Source organism: Maritimibacter dapengensis, assembly GCF_019218265.1.
GTDB classification, from domain to species: domain Bacteria; phylum Pseudomonadota; class Alphaproteobacteria; order Rhodobacterales; family Rhodobacteraceae; genus Maritimibacter; species Maritimibacter dapengensis.
The window spans coordinates 1,185,891-1,202,264 of record NZ_JAHUZE010000001.1; the positions used below are offsets into that span (position 1 = coordinate 1,185,891).

The 16,374-nt window shown below is 64.8% G+C and carries 15 protein-coding genes; 5 read left to right on the plus strand and 10 right to left on the minus strand.

Annotated elements, in window-relative coordinates:
* The first annotated feature begins 82 nt into the window (after positions 1 to 82).
* Entirely contained in the window at positions 83 to 934 is an 852-nt protein-coding gene (locus KJP28_RS06010; RefSeq protein ID WP_218391606.1) for an SMP-30/gluconolactonase/LRE family protein, read from the plus strand.
* 117 nt (positions 935 to 1,051) lie between these two features.
* On the opposite strand, the gene KJP28_RS06015 is transcribed toward KJP28_RS06010, so the two are convergent.
* The 7 genes from KJP28_RS06015 to KJP28_RS06045 all read right to left on the minus strand — a co-directional run bounded on the left by KJP28_RS06015 (position 1,052) and on the right by KJP28_RS06045 (position 9,106).
* A complete protein-coding gene (locus KJP28_RS06015; protein ID WP_218391607.1) occupies positions 1,052 to 1,675 on the minus strand; it encodes a hypothetical protein in 624 nt (207 codons plus the stop codon).
* Between the two features lie 24 nt (positions 1,676 to 1,699).
* Entirely contained in the window at positions 1,700 to 3,208 is a 1,509-nt protein-coding gene (gene trpE / locus KJP28_RS06020; protein WP_218391608.1) for an anthranilate synthase component I, read from the minus strand.
* 8 nt (positions 3,209 to 3,216) lie between these two features.
* Positions 3,217 to 5,055 (minus strand): SurA N-terminal domain-containing protein, encoded by a 1,839-nt coding sequence (locus KJP28_RS06025; RefSeq protein ID WP_218391609.1) that lies wholly within the window; start codon positions 5,053 to 5,055, stop codon positions 3,217 to 3,219.
* 98 nt (positions 5,056 to 5,153) lie between these two features.
* Entirely contained in the window at positions 5,154 to 6,290 is a 1,137-nt protein-coding gene (locus KJP28_RS06030) for a hypothetical protein (protein ID WP_255552186.1), read from the minus strand.
* Positions 6,291 to 6,351: 61 nt separating this feature from the next.
* A complete protein-coding gene (locus KJP28_RS06035) occupies positions 6,352 to 7,515 on the minus strand; it encodes an aminotransferase (protein ID WP_218391610.1) in 1,164 nt (387 codons plus the stop codon).
* Positions 7,512 to 8,528: an anthranilate phosphoribosyltransferase gene (trpD, locus tag KJP28_RS06040; RefSeq protein ID WP_218391611.1), complete on the minus strand. Its 1,017-nt coding sequence runs from the start codon at positions 8,526 to 8,528 to the stop codon at positions 7,512 to 7,514. The genes KJP28_RS06035 and trpD overlap by 4 nt, the downstream gene beginning before the upstream one ends.
* Positions 8,525 to 9,106 carry an anthranilate synthase component II gene (locus KJP28_RS06045; RefSeq protein WP_218391612.1) on the minus strand — a complete coding sequence of 194 codons (582 nt, stop codon included), beginning with the start codon at positions 9,104 to 9,106 and terminating at the stop codon, positions 8,525 to 8,527. Before KJP28_RS06045 ends, trpD begins: the two co-directional genes overlap by 4 nt.
* A gap of 104 nt (positions 9,107 to 9,210) precedes the next feature.
* Between KJP28_RS06045 and KJP28_RS06050 the strand changes: the two genes are divergently transcribed.
* The 3 genes from KJP28_RS06050 to KJP28_RS06060 all read left to right on the plus strand — a co-directional run bounded on the left by KJP28_RS06050 (position 9,211) and on the right by KJP28_RS06060 (position 13,043).
* Positions 9,211 to 10,845 (plus strand): divergent polysaccharide deacetylase family protein, encoded by a 1,635-nt coding sequence (locus tag KJP28_RS06050; protein ID WP_218391613.1) that lies wholly within the window; start codon positions 9,211 to 9,213, stop codon positions 10,843 to 10,845.
* A 112-nt stretch (positions 10,846 to 10,957) separates the two neighbouring features.
* Positions 10,958 to 12,148: a hypothetical protein gene (locus tag KJP28_RS06055; protein ID WP_218391614.1), complete on the plus strand. Its 1,191-nt coding sequence runs from the start codon at positions 10,958 to 10,960 to the stop codon at positions 12,146 to 12,148.
* Between the two features lies 1 nt (position 12,149).
* Entirely contained in the window at positions 12,150 to 13,043 is an 894-nt protein-coding gene (locus KJP28_RS06060; RefSeq protein WP_218391615.1) for a hypothetical protein, read from the plus strand.
* Between the two features lie 3 nt (positions 13,044 to 13,046).
* Here the strand turns inward: KJP28_RS06060 and KJP28_RS06065 are convergent, their stop codons facing one another.
* Both KJP28_RS06065 and KJP28_RS06070 read right to left on the minus strand, forming a co-directional pair.
* Complete coding sequence (locus tag KJP28_RS06065; RefSeq protein ID WP_255552187.1) at positions 13,047 to 14,333, minus strand: O-acetylhomoserine aminocarboxypropyltransferase/cysteine synthase family protein; 1,287 nt, start codon at positions 14,331 to 14,333, stop codon at positions 13,047 to 13,049.
* A 111-nt stretch (positions 14,334 to 14,444) separates the two neighbouring features.
* Positions 14,445 to 14,939: a DUF2239 family protein gene (locus KJP28_RS06070; protein ID WP_255552188.1), complete on the minus strand. Its 495-nt coding sequence runs from the start codon at positions 14,937 to 14,939 to the stop codon at positions 14,445 to 14,447.
* 67 nt (positions 14,940 to 15,006) lie between these two features.
* On the opposite strand from KJP28_RS06070, the gene KJP28_RS06075 reads away from it, so the two are divergent.
* Positions 15,007 to 15,330: a hypothetical protein gene (locus KJP28_RS06075; RefSeq protein WP_218391617.1), complete on the plus strand. Its 324-nt coding sequence runs from the start codon at positions 15,007 to 15,009 to the stop codon at positions 15,328 to 15,330.
* A 4-nt stretch (positions 15,331 to 15,334) separates the two neighbouring features.
* Here the strand turns inward: KJP28_RS06075 and KJP28_RS06080 are convergent, their stop codons facing one another.
* On the minus strand, positions 15,335 to 16,357 hold the full coding sequence (locus KJP28_RS06080; RefSeq protein ID WP_218391618.1) for a hypothetical protein: 1,023 nt from the start codon (positions 16,355 to 16,357) through the stop codon (positions 15,335 to 15,337).
* Between the last annotated feature and the right edge of the window lie 17 nt (positions 16,358 to 16,374).

The window sequence follows — 16,374 nt, forward strand, 5'->3', positions numbered from 1 at the left end:
GATTGCCGCCGCCAATTTTTCATATTGATGGTCGAATTCCCCGCGCAACGGCACCCTTGGCCGCAGGCTTAGGGAGGATACCATGAAATACATTTTTTGCGCTGTCGCCTGCGTGGCGGCGGGAGGCGCGATGGCCGCGAGCCATGGCGGAGGCTGGACGCTCGAGGGCTTCACCGCCCCTGAATCCGCCTATTATGATGCGGACAGCGGGCAGATCGTCGTGTCGAACATCGGCACCTTCGGCCCGGATGGCGGGCAGGACGGCAAGCTGTCGCTGGTTTCGCCGGAGGGCGAGATGGTCAATGCCGACTGGGTGACGGGGCTGATGGACCCGAAGGGCATGGCGTCGATGGATGGCAAGCTCTACGTCGCCGACGCGACCGGGCTTCACGTCGTCGATATCGCCAGCGGCGCGCTGGATGAGACGATCACGCTGGAAGGCGCGCAGTTCCCCAACGACGTGGCCGTGGGCCCGGACGGGGCGATCTATGTCACCGACATGTTCGCAGGCGGTGTCTACAAGGTGATGGACGGTGCGGCCGAGATGTTCGTGCCTGCCGGGACGCTCGATCTTCCGAACGGCATCTGGGCCGCGCAGGACCGGCTGGTGGTCGGGTCCATGGGCAAGGAGTTCGTCATGGCTGAAGGTCGGATCGAGGGCGCCGGCGCGCTGGTCGCGGTGGATTATGGCTCGGGCGAGAAGCAGGTGCTCGAAGGGGCCGAAGAAACCGGGGCGATCGACGGGGTCGTGGAGATCGGTGGCAAGCTGATTTACTCGGACAACCCGACGGGCGAGATCGTGGCTTATGAAAACGGCGCGCTCACCACGCTTTCCACGACCGAGGCCGGGGCCGCCGACATCGGTGTGATGGACAACATGGTGCTCGTCCCGCTCATGCAGGGCGGGAAGGTGATGGCGATGCCGGTGGAGTAGGGCGCGACGGAAGACAACGAATACACCAGAGGCAGATGGATTCCTAACTCAGTTCAATCAGCCTCTGGTCGGTGAAAGGGTACGCACAAATCTGGCTCAGACACAAAAACCAAGGGCCTAACGGGAAGAATAGCGCTCCGAAGGCGGCATGAATGCCCGCCTAACTTCGTCACGGTAATCTTCGAGGGATATGTACGAAGAATAGTGACGAATCCGACCAATACTTCGCGTTAGGCCGTATGCCTCCAAAAGGAATCTGTGTGTTGCCCCCCCGAGCGCCACGAGCATCGTCGAATCACCCGCGCCTAGATCGTAGAGTTCCTTTTCAAGATTAATGATATGGGGTCCCAACTCTTCGGGGTTCTTTGTAAAGTGACTGACTACTTTCGTGCTGCTGGTCTCGTATGTGTCCTTGAATAGGTCTGTCAAATAGCTGCCCCAAAGAGGTGTCCCGAAGGTAGCATATCGAAGCTTGAAGTCTTGGTTGTGTCTTCCTGGGTTGTGGAAGTTTCGAAAAGGCTCTTTTTCTTTCCCATCATCTTCGCCAGAAAGATTCAACGCAACCAAGACGAAATCGGCATGTAATTCGGACAACAAATCGGGGTTCCGATCTGGGTCCAATAGGGACAATTCGCCGATCCCAGTTTTTTGTTTGGTATCTGGGTTTGCCCAAACGGCCCAACTCCCTCCCTTGGTGCCGTGTTGGCGTCGAATGTCGTCAAATCGTCTTCTGTCGATCAATCTCTTTCCTCAGAACGGGTAGGCCTAGCTGTTGCCCGACCCGGTGAACCGGCCTGCGTCTTCCGCCGCGCGGCGGATGGCCTTGGATTTGTTCACGGTTTCCATGAATTCTGCCTCGGGGTCGCTGTCGTAGACGACCCCGCCGCCGGCCTGGATGTAGAGCTTCTGGTCCTTCACGACCGCCGTGCGGAGCGCGATGCACATGTCCATGTCGCCACCGGCCGAGAAATAGCCGAGCCCGCCGCCGTAGACGCCGCGTTTTTCCGGCTCAAGCTCGTCGATGATCTCCATCGCGCGGACCTTTGGTGCGCCGGACACGGTGCCTGCGGGCAGGCCCGCGAGCAGGGCGGACAGCGCGTCGTGGTCTTCGCTCAGCTCACCCACCACGTTCGACACGATGTGCATGACGTGGCTGTAGCGTTCGATGATGAATTCCTCTGTCGGGCGGACCGTGCCGATCTTGGCCACCCGGCCCACATCGTTGCGCCCAAGGTCGAGCAGCATAAGGTGTTCTGCGAGTTCCTTGGCGTCGGACAAGAGGTCTTCTTCCAAAGCCTTGTCCTCGACCGGCGTCGCGCCACGGGGGCGGGTGCCTGCGATCGGGCGGATTGTCACCTCGCGTCCGAAGACGCGCACGAGAATCTCGGGCGACGCGCCGACGACCTGAAACCCGCCGAAGTTGAAGAAGAACATGAAAGGCGAAGGGTTGGTGCGCCTGAGGCTTCTGTAGAGCGCGAAGGGCGGGAGCGGGAAATCCTGCGTCCAGCGTTGGGCAGGCACGACCTGAAAGATGTCGCCGGCCTTGATGTATTCCTTCGCCTTCTCGACAGCGGCGAGATAGCCCTCATGCGTGAAGTTCGAGACCTGCTCGCCGATCTTGGCGGTGTCCCCGAGGTCGTGGGTCGTCGGCGGCTGGCGTTCGAGATCGCGCAGCGCGTCCTGCACCCGTTCGGCGGCCTGCGCATAGGCGGCTTTGGCCGACAGGCCCGAGGATTGGAACACGGGCGAGACGAGGATGACTTCGCCTTTCACACCGTCCAAAACCGCCACCACCGAGGGGCGCATCATCACTGCGTCGGGCAGGCCGAGCGGGTCGGGGTTCACGTCGGGCAGATGCTCGACCAGCCGGATCATGTCGTAGCCGAGATAGCCGAAGAGACCTGCGGAGGCGGCGGGCAGGTCGTCGGGCAGGTCGATCCGGCTTTCGGCCAGCACCGCGCGCAGGCTGGTCAGGGGGTCGTCCGAGACAGGCTCGAACGCGTCCGGGTCGAAGCGAGCCTGACGGTTGATACGCGCGGTGTCGCCGTGGCATTGCCAGATCAGATCGGGCTTCATCCCGATGATGGAATAGCGCCCGCGCACCTCGCCCCCCGTCACGCTTTCCAGCATGAAGCTGTCCTTGCGGGCCTCGGTGAGCTTGAGCATCAGCGACACGGCGGTGTCGAGATCGGCGGCAAGGCGGGTATAGACGATCTGGTTCGCGCCCGTGTCCCAGCCGCGCGCGAAATCCTCGTATGTCGGGGTCAGGGCCATGTGCCGCCTCAGGGGAAGTTCGCGTGGACGGCGTTCAGCATCGCCTGATCGAGCGTGACGCCGGCCTCGTCCTCGATGGCGGTGGCGAAGGCTTCCTGAATGTCCAGCGCGACGGATTGCGAGACACGCTGGCCGTAGCTCGATTTGATCTGCTGCGCCTCGTCGCTGTCCTGATCCGGGGCGTTCACCGCCTCGACCTGAACGATCACGACACGACCGCCGCCCGAGACAGTCATCCAGCCGCCCGGTTCGCTGTCGAACACGGTTTCGACCATCGCCGCAGGCGCACCCTGAATGTAGCCGGTGCGCGGGATCGCTTCTTCGGCCACTTCGGTCAGACCCAACGAGGCAGGGGTTTCGCCCGCGTCGATGGCTTCGATCAGCTCTTGTGCCCGCGCTTGCAGCGCCTCGGATTGTGCCTGCGCGCGCCAGCCCGCTTCGACCTCGGCGCGCACGTCTTCGAGCGGTTGCAGCACCGGCTCTTCGATCCCGTCAAGGCGCAGGGCGAAGATCGACCCGTCCTCGAGTTCCGTCACTTCGGGGAAGTCGTCTGTCGTCACCTCGCGGGCGGCTTCGCGGAAGCCGTCATAGGCGGCAATGCCGTCCTCCATGCCCTCGAACCAGCCGATCTTGGCGACCGGCACGTCCTGTTCGGCGGCAAGGTCTTCGAGCGTCAGGCCACCGGCCAGCGCCTCGTCGATCTGTGACGCGCGCGCGCGGACCTGCCGTGCGGCCTCGTCGGCGGCGACTTCGGCGCGAAGCTCGTCCTCGACCTCTTCGAGCGCGGTGTTCTGCGCCTGAAGCACGGCGTTCATGCGGAAAAGCGCGGGGCCGAGCGAGGTCTCGATCGGGCCGACCACGCCGGGTTCCTCGAGCGCGAAGATCTCTTCGGCGGCGTCGCCAAGCTGGCGTTCGGTCACGTCGCCAAGGTCCACGTCGTCGAGTTCCAGACCGCGCGCGGCGACCTCGCCGTCAAAGGTGGTTTCGCCGGATTCGATGCGTTCCAGCGCGGCCTGCGCGTCTTCGGCGTTTCCGTAGACGAGCCGTTCGACAAGGCGGCGCTCGGGCACCTGGTATTCGTCGAGACGGGCGTCGTAGGCGGCCTGAATCTGGCCTTCATCGACCGGGACACTGTCGATCAGGTCTTCGGGTCGCAGCCACGCATAGGTGATCTGGCGCGTCTCGGGCAGGGTGAAGGCGTCGGGATTGGCTTCGTAATAGGCCTGAAGCTCCTCCTCGGTGGGCGCGCCGATGGGTTCCTCGAGCGCGTCCGGCGTCACTTCGGCCCATGTGAAGTCGCGTGTCTCACGCGCCCAGCCATAAAGCGTCGCGGTATAGACCTCGGGGAGGGTGATGCCCTGCGTCACGGCTCCGGCAAGCACGGTGCGGGCCACGTCGTTGCGCAGGCTTTCCTCGAATTCACGGGCAGTGAGGCCGGACTGGTCGAGCACGAAATCATAGGTTTCGCGATCGAAATTGCCGCCCACGTTCTGGAACGCCTCGATCTCGGTCACGCGGTCGGCAAGCTCGCGGTCACCCACGGAAACGCCGAGGCGGCTCGTCTCGTGGTCCAGCGCGGCCTGCGCGATCACGCGGGAGAGCACCTGCTGGTCCAGCCCGATGGACTGAGCCTGCTGCATGGTCAGGTTCTGGCCGGTCTCGGCCTGCCACGCGTTCAGTTCTGCGTTTAATTCGCGGAAATAGGCGGAGGCGTCGATATCGGTGTCGCCGACACGCCCTATGGAATTGCCGGAGGAGCCGAAATTGAACGAGCCGAAGCCGACCAGACCGATCAGGACCATCCCCATGATGATCCAGACGAAAAAGCGCGAGATGTTCGAGAACATGGGCGTTTCCTTGTTTGCGTCACGGCGTTGTATCCGTGCGCGTGGCGAATGTGAACAGGGGAAAGGGGCGGTGCTGGCGCGGATGTGAAGCGCCGGGCTTATGGGTTGCGGTAGGACAGAAGCCGCACGTCGCCGGTGTCGATGTCGAGTGCGTAGGAACGGCGCGCCGGGGCGGTGTTGGACCTGTCGTCGTGGGGTGCCTCGGCGTCGAGCAGAAGCCAGCCGTCTTCAAGCCGCCGTGGCACGAGCGGCGGGCCATGTTCGTTGCCGTAGTCGAACAGGTCGGTCAGGCCGGGAAAGGCAGTGGTCGGGACGAAAAGCGATGTGGTCTCGCCGTCCGGAGCGAACACCTTGATCTCGCCGGGGCGGGAGAACGCGCCGGTGGTGACGAGTGCGCGGGTTGTCGGGTCGAAGAGAAGGGTTCGCGCGTCGTATTCCTCGAGGCTCGTCACCACGCGCCACGCGCCGTCTTTGGTGTCGATGGTGTAGATGTAGCCCTCGCCGCCGTAGGTCATGGCATAGATCGTTCCCGTCGCCGGATCATGGGTGCTGGCGACCGGAAGGAGCACGCGGGGGACGTCGGGGGTCACGGGAAAGTCCCGCGTGCCGGTCGCATCGGTCAGGCGCACGCCTTTGGTGTCGAAGGTAACGGTTGCGCTGCTGACGGGCTGCATACCGGAGCCGTCACGGATGCCGGGCGGGAGGTCGTCTTTCCGCCCGAGTGCCTGTGCAAGGTATTCGTGCGCGAGCGCCGGGTCCGACTGCACCTGATCGACAACGATCTGAGCGGCTGGCGCAAGGCGCGCGGCTTGAAAGCTATGGAGGCGGTCAGTCGCGTAGCGTTCGGTCAAGGTCTTGACCAGCTTGCGGAAATCCTGCCCGACCGGGTTGCGGACGAGGGGCAAGCCGGGCACGTCGATCCCGGTCATCGGGATGTCCGCGAGCATGATTGCGCTGTTTTCGGGGTCCGGGCCGCTGCGGATGACATCGAGGACGCGCGTCCCTTCGGTCATGTCGATGCGCCACTGCATCTCGCCCCCGTCGATCAGGACGAGCGCGACGCTCTGGCCGGGGCGATCGACCATGATCCGGGTTTCGGGCAGGGCATAGAAATCATCGGTCTGTCGCCCCTTGCCGACGGCGACCACGTGTAGCTCCGGCCCGTCCTGCGCCTGCGCGTGGCCTGCGAGGGCGAGCGCGGTGCAGAAGAACAGGGTTTTGACGGCGTGAAACATGGGGTGCCCCGCAGAATGGTCAGAGTCTAGCGGCTGGGGCGTTGCCGGTCGAGATCGCGGGTCAGGTGAGCGTGGCCAGTCGGGCGAAGAGCACGGCGATCTGGTCGCGGTCGATGTTGGCGAAGGCGATGCGCAGGTGGCGTTCGCCCTGACCTTCGGGATTGAACATCGAGCCGGGGAGGGCGAGCACGCCGATCTCGTCCACCATGCGGCGGCACAGCGCCTCGGCGGGGTCATCGAACGGGTGTTCGACATAGGCGAAATATGCGCCTGCGCCGAGGACGCGCCAACCGTCGAGCTTGGCGAAGCCTTCTTCGACGGCAAGGCGGCGGGCGAGGATCTCGTCCCGCTCGCCTGCAAGCCAGTCGCCGAGATTGCGCATCCCCCACAGCGCCGCGTGCTGGCCGATCTGGTTTGGACAGATCGCGACCGTGTCGAGGAATTTCTCGACCGAGAGCAGGCGCTCGGGCGCGGCGATCAGCGCGCCGACGCGGTGGCCGGTCAGGCGGTAAGCCTTTGAAAAGGAGTAGAGTTGGATCACCGTGTCGCCCCAATCCGGCTGGGCGAGCAGATCGTGCGGCCGGCCCGTGCGGGAGTCGAAATCGCGGTAAGTCTCATCGAGAATGAGCGTGATGCCGGCCTTCTTCGCCAATCGGTAGAACCCCATCACGAGGTCCGCCGGGTATTCGACGCCGCCGGGATTGTTCGGGGTGACGAGCACGATGGCGCGGGTGCGCTCGGTGAGGCGGGCCTCGGCGTCGGCCACGGTCGGCAGAAGCTCGTCCCCGGTGGGCAGCGGTACCGTTTTCACCCCCGCCATGTCGAGCCACATCTGGTGATTGAAATACCACGGCGTGGGCAGGATCACCTCGTCGCCGGGGGCGGCGAGGGTGGCAAGCGCGGCGCAGAAGGCCTGATTGCAGCCCTGCGTGATCGCGACGTTTTCGGAGGTGAGCACGCCGCCGTACGCCGTGCCGAAATGCGAAGCGACCTCGTCACGCAGGTCGGGCAGGCCGAGAACCGGGCCGTAGACATGGGCGCTCGGCAGGTTCATCGCGATATCCGCTATCGCTTCGCGCAGGGCGATGGGCGGCGGGTCGATCGGCGCGGCCTGGCTCACGTTGATGAGGGGCGCGTCGGGCGAGAAATCCTTGCCCGCGATCCAGCGTTTCGCCTCGACGACAGGCGAAGGGCGCGTGGCCGCGAGGTTCGGGTTGAGGATCATGCCCCCTGGGTGATCCTGGCGAGGCCCTCGACCTTGGACTTCGCAGCACCGGAATCGATCGCTTCGCGGGCCATCTCGACGCCTTGTTTGAGGTCCGCGGCCTTGTCGGCCACCACCAGAGCGGCGGCGGCATTGAGGCACACGGCGTCACGGTAGGCGGTCTGCGCACCATCTAGCAGGGCCGCGAAAGCCTTGCCGTTCTCTTCGGGCGTGCCGCCCATGATGTCCTTGAACGGATGGACCGGCAGGCCCGCATCTTCGGGGTGGATCGTCTTGCCCGTGACCTTTCCGTTTTCCAGAGCAGCGAGATCCGTGGGGCCGGAAATGGCGATTTCATCGGTCCCGTCGGACCCGTGGACGAGCCATGCTTTTTCCGAGCCGAGCGCCTGCAACGTCTCTGCCATCGGCCAGATGAGATCGGGTGCGAAGGCACCGGTCAGCTGGCGTTTGACGCCTGCCGGATTGGTCAGCGGGCCAAGGATGTTGAAGATGGTCTTGCAACCCAACTCCATGCGCACCGGCATCACGTGCTTGATCGCCGGGTGGTGCATGGGGGCCATCATGAAGCCGATACCGACCTCGGCCAGCGCGCGCTCGACCACCGGGGCTTCGACCATGACCTCGATCCCCATGGCGCCGAGCGCATCTGCCGCACCGGATTTGGACGACAGGTTGCGGTTGCCGTGCTTTGCGACCGGGACGCCCGCGCCCGCCACGACGAAGGCGGTGGCGGTCGAGATGTTGAGCGTGCCTTTGCCGTCACCGCCCGTGCCGACGATATCCATCGCGCCGTCGGGCGCTTTGACCGGCACGCATTTGGCGCGCATGACAGCGGCGGCGGCGGCGTATTCCGCAACGCTTTCGCCGCGTGCCCGCATCGCCATCAACAGACCGCCCATCTGGGCCTGCGTCGCAGTGCCTTCGAACAGTTCTTCGAACGCCGCTTCCGCTTGCGCACGCGACAGCGGGCCTTCGGAGGCGGCGAAGATCAGGGGCTTCATCGTGTCGCTCATGCCGGTTCCCCCACGCGGTCGAGAAAGTTTTTCAGCATCGCGTGGCCGTGTTCGGACCGGATGCTTTCCGGGTGGAATTGCACGCCTTCGATGGGTAGCTCTTTATGGCGGAGTCCCATGATCGTGCCGTCGGCGAGCCATGCGGTCACCTCAAGCGTGTCGGGCAGGCTGTCACGTTCCACGACCAATGAGTGATACCGGGTGCCTTGGAGCGGCGAGGGCAGGCCCGCGAAGACGCCTGCACCTTCGTGGTGAATTTCGCCCATCTTGCCGTGAACAATCTCGGAATGGCGCACGACCTTGCCGCCGAAGGCCTGACCGATGGTCTGATGCCCCAGGCATACCCCCAGAAGCGGCACGCCGGCTTCCGCGGCAGCCAGCGTGAGGGGCAGGCAGATGCCCGCCTGATCGGGGTCACAGGGGCCGGGGGACAGGATGATCGCTTCGGGGCGCATGCCCATCGCCTCCTGCACGTTCAGCGCGTCGTTGCGATGCACCTCGACCGGCGCGCCGAGCTCGCCGAAATAATGGACGAGGTTGTAGGTGAAGCTGTCGTAATTATCGATGAGCAGGATCATGGCCGCACCTTTGGGGGCTTTTATCGAGTGGTCGTCGGGTTATACATGTTCAGAGCCGGTGCCAAGGGTCAAGGTCGCCGGGATGAGGTCGACAGGAGTTCCAATTGGCACGCGGTACGATATCGGGCGTTCTCTGGGGGGCCGTGGTTTCGGCCATTGGCATCTTCACCGCCGCATTCGTGGTGGAGCCGGTCGTCCTGCCGGTGTCTGACGACAGCGTGGCCGTCATGGAAGAAGCGGCTGAGGCCGAGGCGGAGGTGTCGGAGGCTGACGCGGGCGAAAACGCAGAGGCACCTGTGACGGAGGGCGAGCCGGTGGACACGCCGGATGACGCACCGGAAGCCGAGCCGGATGACGCGGATGCCCCGGTCGAAGGGGAAGAGGCCGAACCAGAGAGGGAAGAGGCCGACACGGTTGCGTCGGAAGAGCCCGCTGCCGCCCCGGAGGTCGTCGAAAATGCCGGGTCTTCGCCGGTCCTGCCCGACGAAGGAAACGTGCCACGGGCCGCGATGGAAGCGCCCGCGCCTTTGGCGGGGGAGGCGCCCGGATTGGTCGAGGCGGAACCGCAGCCGGACCCGCCTGCGCCGGACACCGCGCTGGAACCGGCCCCGGAACCGACGGAAGACGTGGTCACGGCAATGGAACCTCCGGGTGAGGACCTGCCGGGTGGTCTCCCCGAGACAGCCAATCCGCCGGAGACCTCGACGGCGCCGGGCGGCATTGCCGCGCCAGAGGCCGAAGCGCCGCCTGCGTCCGACCCGGCCCCCGAAGCGCCGGCCGAGACGATAGATGCCTCGCCCGAGCCTGCCGAAGACCCTGCGTTGATCGCCGAACCGGAGGACAACCCGACGACCGCACCGGACGTGGTGACGGATCGCCTGCCGTCAATCGGGGCCACGACCGGGGAGGACAGCGACCAGACCGCGCAGGGGCCGGAGGGCGACGATCTTGCAGACGATGGGCCGAACGCGAGCGACGGACTTGCCGACGTCGCGCCGCTGCCCTCCGCCAATACCGGACGATTGCCAACCATCGGGGCGGAAAACGGCACGGTGGAAGCTGCGGAAGCCCGACCGGCGATCGAACGGAACGCGATTTCCTATGGCGGCGATCCGGCGCTTCCGAAGATGGCGATCGTTCTGATCGACGAGGGGCCGGGGCGCGAGGATGTGGGGGATCTGGCGGTGATGCCCTTCCCCCTGACGGTTGCGGTCGATGCCTCGTCGCCGGACGCCGAGACCGCGATCCGGTTTTATCGCGAGTCAGGTGCGGAAATCGTTCTCATGGTGCCGCTCCCCGACGGTGCGACCGCTACGGACGTGGATGTGACCTTGCAGGTTTATGAGCCGCTTCTGGAGCAATCGGTGGCCGTGTTGTTCACGCAGGATGCGGGGTTCCAGTCGCTTGGAGACGCTGCGAAACAGGTCGTCACCGTTCTGGAAGAGCGGGGTCTTGGCCTCGTCACGTATCCCGAGGGCCTCAATACCGGCCACAAGATCGCAGTCAGCGAGGGCGTTCCCGCCACTCTGGTGTTCCGGGACCTCGATTCCGATGGGCAGGCGCCGGACGTGATCCGCCGGTTCCTGGACAATGTCGCGTTTCGCGCCCGCAACGAGGACGGCGTCACGGCGATAGCACGGGTGCGGCCCGACAGCCTTCAGGCGATCCTGGAATGGTCGCTTGGAAACCGGGCGCAGACCGTGAACCTTGCCCCCTTGTCCGCGACGATGACGGATTGAGGACACATGCCGGGGCTTGAGGTGAACATTCCTCATCCCAGTCAAACACTTGCCCTGATTTCGCCCAAACGGGACGCGATGTTTCATCGTGTAACGATTTGGGACGGTTGGCATGAATGACGGTTTGAAGATCCTTGGCATTGGCGGGCTGGTGCTCGCCGTCGGGGTGCCTTTTCTGAAAAGCGGCATCGAGGAGGTCGAAAACCTCGCCGGCCCGAAAGTTCGCACCGAGGCTGAATTGACCGAGGGCGCGCCGCAGGATCACTGGCATTACCGCGACGGATTGGCGAACGCGACCGGGCCGGTTGCAGCGACATCGGATGGGATGCCCGACTTCATGACGTCCACCATCGCGGGATGGCGCGAAGCGACACGACATGACGTGGTCGCGAAACTGCGGTTGTTGCCCGAGGTCGAGCGATGCGTGCCGACACCGCCCGCCGAAAATGCGCATGTCGCCGCGTTCTACACCTTGGGCGGTGGCGCGGATGTGCGGCTCTGGACGTATTCCACAAAGCAGGTCGCGGATGTGGCCGAGCAATGGATCAAGTCGATCCAGGGCTACAATCCCGATGACGGGCGGTTCGGCATGCCGCCGAGCAACGCGCCTCGACCGGTCGCCAGTTACCAATACCAGGTGCTCGACGTGGCTGTGACCGAGGTGGGGCATCCAGTCCACGTGGTGCTGGAGCAATTGGCCTACAAGAACACACCGACGCAGAAGATTTACAATTTTCACCTTGCCGAGGGCGTCGACATCAGCGGCGTCACCATCGTCGGGGGTGCCGTTGGGGGGGTAGCTAATTTGTCGGAGACCGTGCGAGTCGAGCATGTCACGGACGAAAACCTCGTCGATTGCGGGCTGGTCCAGCGCCATTACCGGCGGGTCGAGCAGTTCGAACGGGACATCGCGCGCGAAAAACGGACGCTTTACGGAAATGACGCTCGGCGTCTCCGCGAGGAGATCGCGCCGGATGTCTCGGCATACCGAACGGATGCCTTAGCTTATGCCAGTTGGTTCAAGCAGAGCTTCGGGGTCGATCACTTCGCCAATGTGCGCGGCATGGATTTCGCGCGGGGATTGCGGGTCGGTCCGGCGCCTGCCGAGGGGGAAGCCCCGGTCTATCGCCCCTTTGCGGGCGCGGTCGTGACGCTTTCCGCCAAGGATTATCTCAGGTTCAAGGGCGGGCATGAATGGCCCGAGGCGTTTCAGGACGACGTTCTGACACTCGCCACGGAGGTCGCAGGCGGCGATCCCCGCACCGTCTTCGGCGCAGGCAAGTTCGCCGCGCAGGGTTTCTGACATGGAACGGGTCGGGACGCTCGTCACGCTGTTGGCCATGTTCACCGCGCTGGTTTATGCCGGGGTCCACCTGTTCGTGGTTCAAGGCGTGCAGGACGACATCGCGACAGTCGTGAAGATGCAGGACATCAACGCCGCAAGTGCGATCGCAGAGGTGCAAAAGGTCGAAAAGGCCGAGGCGGCGGGGGTGAAGCAGATCGTCAATTCCGCTGGCGACGTGCGGTCGATCCGGTCGGCGGAGGCGCTCTTGGTGCCCGACGGCGCGGCGCGGTCGCGAACGATCGAACTGGACATGGTGCTTACGCCTCTGAGCCTTGCGGGACCGGGCGAGGATGTACCGGAGCCTGCTCTGGCCGATTTGTTCATTCAGGCGCGCGCCTCGTCACTGATGACCGACTTTTGCGATATGATCGTGGAGAGCAGGTTCGCCGCGACCTGTCTGCCGGGGAGCGTTCATGTGTCGGACCTGAACTGGGACCTGACGCCGATCGCCTTCATTGGCGGACGCCATGTGAGCTTCACGCTGAACTTCACGCCGGGCGAGAATGTCGGGACGCTTCCCGTGGGCGAGACAGCGGTGTTGATGGAGGAACGGGTCGATCCGACCGATGCAGGCATTCTGCGCGTGCCTGATGTCTCGGCCTATCGCGACGCGCTTCGCGCGGCGCTCGACCGCGCGCGCTATGCCTGTGGGCTGCTTCGTGACGGCGTGGGCAATTGCGTGGCCAGCCACGTGAAGGTGTCGACCCGGTGGCACGTGCCGGGCTACCCCGAAGACCGGATGCCCGAGGTCGTGATCCGGCAGGGTTTCACGATGAAATACCTGACGCCGGTGGCGGGCGGTGCCGCGCCGGAGGAGGGCGCAGGCGAAGTCGAAACCCCGCCTGCGCGCTGAGGGTCAAAGTGCGGCGAGCGCCTGATCCAGATCCGCGATGATGTCGTCGGCGTCCTCGATCCCGATGGACAGGCGCACCACGTTGTTGCTCGCCCCTGCCGCTTCGCGTTGCTCGTCGGTGAGCTGGCGGTGGGTGGTCGAGGCCGAGTGGATGACGAGCGAGCGGGTGTCCCCGAGGTTCGCGACATGGCTGAACAGCTTGAGGTTGCCGACAAGCTTGACGCAATCCTCGTAGCCGCCCTTCAGCTCCACGGTGAACAGGCCGCCTGTGCCGCGCGGGAAGATGCGTTTGCCCCGGTCATGGACCGGCGAGGAGGCGAGTCCGGCATAATTCACCTTCGCGACCTTGTCGTGTTTTTCGAGCCATTCCGCGACGGCCTGTGCGTTCTCGACATGCTTGCGCATCCGAAGGCTCAGGGTTTCGATCCCCATGAGCGTGTAATGGGCGGCCTGCGGGTTCATGGTCATGCCGAGGTCACGCAGTCCGACCGCGATGGAGTGGAAGGTGAACGCCATTTCGCCAAGTGCGCCATGGAAATTCACGCCGTGGTAGGCAGGTTCGGGTTCGGAAAGCGACGGGAACTTGCCCGAGGCCGACCAGTCGAACTTGCCCGAATCCACGATTGCGCCGCCGGTCACGGTGCCGTTGCCGGTCAGGTACTTCGTGGTGGAGTGGACGACGAGCGTCGCGCCGTGCTCGATCGGGCGACAGAGATAGGGCGTGGCGGAGGTGTTGTCGACGACGAGGGGGAGGCCGGCCTTGTCGGCCACCTTTCCGACCGCGTCCAGGTCGATGGGGTGGCCCACCGGGTTCGCCAGCGACTCGCAGAAGATGGCGCGGGTGTCATCGTCGATCGCCGCTTCGATCGCCGCCGGGTCGTCGAAATCGACGAAGGTGCAGGACCAGCCGAAGCGTTTGAAGACCTGCGTGAACTGCGTGTAGGTGCCGCCGTAAAGCCGTGTCGAGGCGACGATATTCTTGCCCGGTGACATCAGCGGATAGAGCGCCATGATCTGAGCCGCGTGGCCCGAGGAGGTGCAGACGCCACCCACGCCGCCTTCGAGCGCGACGATCCGGTTGGCGAGCGCGCCGACGGTCGGGTTCGTGAGGCGGGAATAGATGTAGCCCACTTCCTCGAGGTTGAAGAGGCGCGCGGCGTGGTCCGCGTCTTTGAACACGTAGGACGTGGTCTGGTAAATCGGCACCTGGCGCGCGCCGGTGGCCGGGTCGGGTTCGGTGCCTGCGTGGACTTGCAGGGTGTCGAAGCCGGTCATTTGTGCATCTGTCATGTTTCACCTCCCAGTTGGACGTGGGCACGCTAGGAGATTTGCGCGGCCCCGGCAATTTGAAACCGGTGCCGCGTAACACATTCGGATCCTGCGATTTATCGGGCGGCGCTGTCAGCCGAGGCGGGCCAGTGCGAGCGCGTGGTCGCGGATGTCGCGGGGCCAGTCGGCCATATGGGCGGCGAAGGCGGACGCGTCACCGGCATAGAGCGCGCGCAGGGCCTCCTCGTAATGCGGAAAGTCGCCCGCGAGCGCGGACAGGAAGCGATAGGCCCGGTCCGGCGTCGGCGGGGTGCCTTCGGCGGCGATGGCCGCGTCGATCAGGCGGCGCAGCGCGGCAGAGGCACCGCCGCGTTGTGCGCCGAGCCAGTCCCAGTGGCGGGGCAGGAGCGTGACTTCGCGCGCCTTCACCCCGAGTTTCGGGCGGCCGCGCGGGCGCGGTGCCGCCCCGGTAAGGTCGAGATCGGTGACGCGCCCGGTCCGGTCGGAAAAGACCAGAAGCCCGTCCGGGTGCGGGCCGGACGGGGCGAGGGCGGCTGTCACCTCGTCCAGCGTGCCTTGCGCGACGCGGTCGGGGCCGATGAAAGCGGTGAAGGTGTCAGTTTCCATATTTACATCCGGGTAAAATCCTGACAGGTGAATTACACCCGGATAAAAACAGGCGCAAGAGGAAATCATGGACAAGACCGACCGACGCAAGGCGCGCGACGCCTGGAAGGAGCGCAAGGCCGATTGGGCGATCATGGCTGTGCGGATCGGGGACGGGGTCTGGCTCAAGCTGGTTTCTGACCCTGCCGCCTTCGAGCGGCGGATGGGGTTCACGATGCGCACGGGGTCCGCGCCTCTGCCGGACATGGCGGAGGCCTACCACGTGGTGGGCACGGTCGAGATCGAGCTGGTCGAACGGCTCGACCCGGAGCTTAGCGACATGGCGCGCGACACCGAAGCCGAGGCGCGGATGGCGCATTGGAAGGAGGTATTGGGGGCCAAGGTGTTCTGACGTCTCAGCGGAGCCAGAAGCCTTCTTTCTTGATCCGGTTGCGCATGATCTTCTCCTGCCGGGGAAGGTCGTCTCGGTCGAACATCTCCCGCACCTTGTGACCGCGCCCTTGGTAGATCATCCTCAGCATCGGCTCGTGGGCTTTGAGTACCTTCTTGACCTTGTTCGGGCTCGCGGCCTGTTCAAGCGCGGTGATCGTCGCGTCGCTTTCACGTGCATAGGCGAGGGGCAGCACGCGCCAATGGCAGGTGATGTCGCCATCAAGCCCTGCCAGTTCCGGGCCGGGTCGGCCACCGCCAAAGGAATGGATCACCAAAGGCAGGGCGATTTGGTCGAGCCACGGGTAGAGCTCCTGCACGACGAGCGGCTCGGGCCGGTCGTCGCGGATGGTCAGCGCGTAGTCGAGGAAACGTTCGCCGAAGGCCTTCGGGTCGTCACCGAAGAACCACCCGGCGTTGAAATACAGGTAGCGGCCCCAGTATTCGTCAGGCTCGGAGGTGTCGAGCGAGCTTTCGAAATCGAGCTCGAACCGGTCATAAAGCGACCGCCAGATTTCGGTGTATCCGGGGCCATAGAGTTCGATCTGTGGCCATGTGCCTTCGCGGTTCATCGAGGCAGAGGGGCGCGAGAAGTCGAAGGGCACGTGCGACAGGCGGCCGGTGACGATGGTGTCGCTGTCGAAAAAGACGAAAGGCTCGTTGGGAGGCAGGCAGGCCAGTCCCTCGATCTTGTTGCCCTGCGGATAGGCGGCGCCGAAATGGCGGCTTTCGAACGGCACGATCTCGGCGTCGAGTTTCTCGAGCGCCTCGCGTTGATCGTGGGACAGACGCGGGTCGGTGTCCCCCCAGAGCGGTCCAGGTTGCGGTTCGGCGACGATCAGACGGCCCTTGAAGCCAGGATCGTTGCGGCGCAGCGATGCCGCGAAAAGGAGCGCCTCGTATCCGACGCGCCCGCCCTGACCGATGACGAGGATGTTGAAGGGCGTGCCCGGAAGCGACCTGGCCTGAGGTGAGGGGTTTTCCGCCATCTGTCCGTCGCTCGCTT

Excerpts from the sequence above, each read along its gene's own strand:
- KJP28_RS06070 (WP_255552188.1), bottom strand. The coding sequence starts at position 14,939 with ATGGAAACTGACACCTTCACCGCTTTCATCGGCCCCGACCGCGTCGCG.
- KJP28_RS06010 (WP_218391606.1), top strand. The coding sequence starts at position 83 with ATGAAATACATTTTTTGCGCTGTCGCCTGCGTGGCGGCGGGAGGCGCG.
- KJP28_RS06060 (WP_218391615.1), top strand. The coding sequence starts at position 12,150 with ATGGAACGGGTCGGGACGCTCGTCACGCTGTTGGCCATGTTCACCGCG.
- KJP28_RS06065 (WP_255552187.1), bottom strand. The coding sequence starts at position 14,333 with ATGACAGATGCACAAATGACCGGCTTCGACACCCTGCAAGTCCACGCA.
- trpE (WP_218391608.1), bottom strand. The coding sequence starts at position 3,208 with ATGGCCCTGACCCCGACATACGAGGATTTCGCGCGCGGCTGGGACACG.
- trpD (WP_218391611.1), bottom strand. The coding sequence starts at position 8,528 with ATGAGCGACACGATGAAGCCCCTGATCTTCGCCGCCTCCGAAGGCCCG.
- KJP28_RS06025 (WP_218391609.1), bottom strand. The coding sequence starts at position 5,055 with ATGTTCTCGAACATCTCGCGCTTTTTCGTCTGGATCATCATGGGGATG.
- KJP28_RS06030 (WP_255552186.1), bottom strand. The coding sequence starts at position 6,290 with ATGTTTCACGCCGTCAAAACCCTGTTCTTCTGCACCGCGCTCGCCCTC.
- KJP28_RS06080 (WP_218391618.1), bottom strand. The coding sequence starts at position 16,357 with ATGGCGGAAAACCCCTCACCTCAGGCCAGGTCGCTTCCGGGCACGCCC.
- KJP28_RS06075 (WP_218391617.1), top strand. The coding sequence starts at position 15,007 with ATGGACAAGACCGACCGACGCAAGGCGCGCGACGCCTGGAAGGAGCGC.
- KJP28_RS06035 (WP_218391610.1), bottom strand. The coding sequence starts at position 7,515 with ATGATCCTCAACCCGAACCTCGCGGCCACGCGCCCTTCGCCTGTCGTC.
- KJP28_RS06055 (WP_218391614.1), top strand. The coding sequence starts at position 10,958 with ATGAATGACGGTTTGAAGATCCTTGGCATTGGCGGGCTGGTGCTCGCC.
- KJP28_RS06045 (WP_218391612.1), bottom strand. The coding sequence starts at position 9,106 with ATGATCCTGCTCATCGATAATTACGACAGCTTCACCTACAACCTCGTC.